The following is a 1,493-nucleotide window of genomic DNA, read 5'->3' as shown; positions in this document are numbered from 1 at the left end:
CCGATACCGCCCGGTTGGCGACTTCGGTAAGCCGGTCAATCTGCGAGGATATTTCGCTGATGGACTGGGTCATTTCCTCGGACGCGGCGGACACGTGATTGGCCTGTTGGGCTGTGCTGTCGCCTTCGGTCCGAATTTTACCGGCCAGTTCGGATCCGGTTGACGCGCTTTCTGCAAGGTCATTTGACAATATATTGAGACTGTCCGCCGCTTCACGCACTTTTTCCGACAGGCTGACACAGGTGCGCCCCATTTTGACCTGAGCGGTAATGACTTCGCCGCTCAGAATAAAGCCGGTTGCGGTATCGTTTTCATCCAACAGTGGGGTGATCGTGATCATGAGTGTATCGCCCTCAATGCGCACCCGATGATAAAGCGGCATTTTTGCGACATTCTCGCCCAAATTCGAAAACTGTGCCCGGTCAAACGTTTTGTGCAACTGCTTTAAGGGGGTGCCGATGATTTGCGAAAAGTTCACATCGGTTTTTCCCAGCAGGATCCCGGCAAAGTCTTTGGAAATGAACCGAATATTTGCCGAAAGATCGCAGGTGATAATGTTGTAGGGGATCGAATTGATCAGGTCTTTGAAAAAAACATTTTGCCGTGCTGCCGCGAGTTCCATGCTGCTGGCATGTGCTCTTTCAGATCGTTCTTCCTTTTTCTTGCGTGATGATTTCAACATATTATTGCTAAGTCCTCGAGATGTTTTACGTGGTTCGTGCGAGGTGTTTTTCTACCTTTAGTATAGTTTTTCAGCCGATTGGATAGGCTGATTAAGAATATAACTAACGAAAGTGGGTGATGTTCCGAGAGAAATCATCAACCAGGGGTTAATCAGAGAGGTAAACAGCCGGTGGGCAGGAATGTGGCACCGAAGGTCTGGCATTTTGCGTGTTGATGATGGCCCAATATGATCAGCCCCGCATTTTAAGGTGGCTGATGGTGTAAAACGCCAGACATCTGCTGTTTTGGGCCATTTTTGCGGTAAATATGGGATGTGAAAGCGACACGGCACCGTTGGCCGGGAGGATTGCCTTCCAAAGATTGGACGGTCGTTGATAGACCGTCCGCACTGGCTTAAAGAGCTTCTTCGATGAAGCCTTTGACCTCGTCATACAGGCCTTCGGAATGCCCCGAAAGGTTTTCGGAATATTCCGACAGACGGGTACCTTGCTCGGCGGTTTTTTCGGCGAGGCCGTCAAGACGGGCAAGGTCGGTGGTGATGGTTTTGATGCCGTTGGCAACCGCAAGGATGTTATCGGCAATATCGCGTGAGGCGGCATGTTGCTGATCGACGACCGCCCCAAGGTTTTCGGCAATTTCCTCGTTGGTTTCGATGACTTTGCGCGTATCGGTCAGTTCTGTCACCACGCGCACGGTATTTTCGCGAATGGCGGCAATACGGTCGGTAATGTCTTTGGTTGATCTGGCGGTTTGTGTCGCCAGTGATTTGACTTCGCCCGCAACAACGGCAAACCCCTTGCCCGCTTCAC

The 1,493-nt window shown here is 51.0% G+C and carries 1 protein-coding gene and 1 pseudogene; both read right to left on the bottom strand.

Annotated elements, in window-relative coordinates:
• Window positions 1-682 (bottom strand): annotated as a pseudogene (locus TH25_RS24570) (hypothetical protein); the annotation flags it as partial.
• 395 nt (window positions 683-1,077) lie between these two features.
• Window positions 1,078-1,493, bottom strand: a 416-nt coding sequence (locus TH25_RS24565; protein ID WP_258549303.1) for a methyl-accepting chemotaxis protein, incomplete at its 5' end; no start/stop codon positions are given.

Source organism: Thalassospira profundimaris (assembly GCF_003326755.1).
Taxonomy (GTDB): domain Bacteria; phylum Pseudomonadota; class Alphaproteobacteria; order Rhodospirillales; family Thalassospiraceae; genus Thalassospira; species Thalassospira profundimaris_B.
This window is presented reverse-complemented; position numbering and strand designations above follow the sequence as displayed.